We start from the raw sequence: 814 nt of genomic DNA, 5'->3' as shown, positions 1-814 counted from the left end.
ATCGCCTATGGCACGAAAATGGTCGGCGGCGTCACCCCCGGCAAGGGCGGCACCACGCATCTCGACCTGCCGGTGTTCAACTCGGTGCATGAGGCCAAGCACGAGACGCAGGCCAATGCGAGCGTGATCTATGTGCCGCCGCCCTTCGCCGCGGACTCTATCCTCGAGGCGATCGACGCCGAGATGGAGCTGATTGTCTGCATCACCGAGGGCATCCCGGTGCTTGACATGATGCGCGTCAAGCGCGCGCTGGAGGGCTCAACCTCCAAGCTCATCGGCCCCAACTGTCCCGGCATCATCACGCCCGACGCCTGCAAGATCGGCATCATGCCCGGCCATATCCACCGGCGCGGCAGTGTCGGCGTGGTCAGCCGCTCCGGCACGCTGACCTATGAGGCGGTCAAGCAGACCTCGGATGTGGGCCTTGGCCAGAGCACCTGCGTCGGCATCGGCGGCGATCCGATCAAGGGGACCGAACATATCGACGTGCTGGAATGGTTTTTGGCCGATGACGAGACGCAGTCGATCATCATGATCGGCGAAATCGGCGGCTCGGCCGAGGAAGAAGCCGCGCAGTTCCTCAAGGACGAAAAGAAACGCGGCCGCTGGAAGCCGACCGCCGGCTTTATCGCTGGGCGCACCGCCCCGCCGGGCCGCCGCATGGGCCACGCCGGCGCCATCGTCGCCGGCGGCAAGGGTGGCGCCGAGGACAAGATCGAGGCGATGCAATCCGCCGGCATCACCGTCGCCGAAAGCCCCGCCAGCCTCGGCGAGGCCGTGCTCAAGGCCATCGGCTGATCAAGGGCAAGAGGGG

Annotated in this window: 1 protein-coding gene; it reads left to right on the top strand. The window is 66.2% G+C overall.

The features are described 5' to 3' along the window. Positions 1–798 (top strand): succinate--CoA ligase subunit alpha (sucD, locus tag KAK09_RS18625; protein ID WP_210880409.1); only part of this gene is annotated, 798 nt, incomplete at its 5' end. Positions 799–814 lie beyond the last annotated feature (16 nt).

The organism is Roseovarius autotrophicus (assembly GCF_018069895.1).
Lineage (GTDB): Bacteria > Pseudomonadota > Alphaproteobacteria > Rhodobacterales > Rhodobacteraceae > Roseovarius > Roseovarius autotrophicus.
This window is presented reverse-complemented; position numbering and strand designations above follow the sequence as displayed.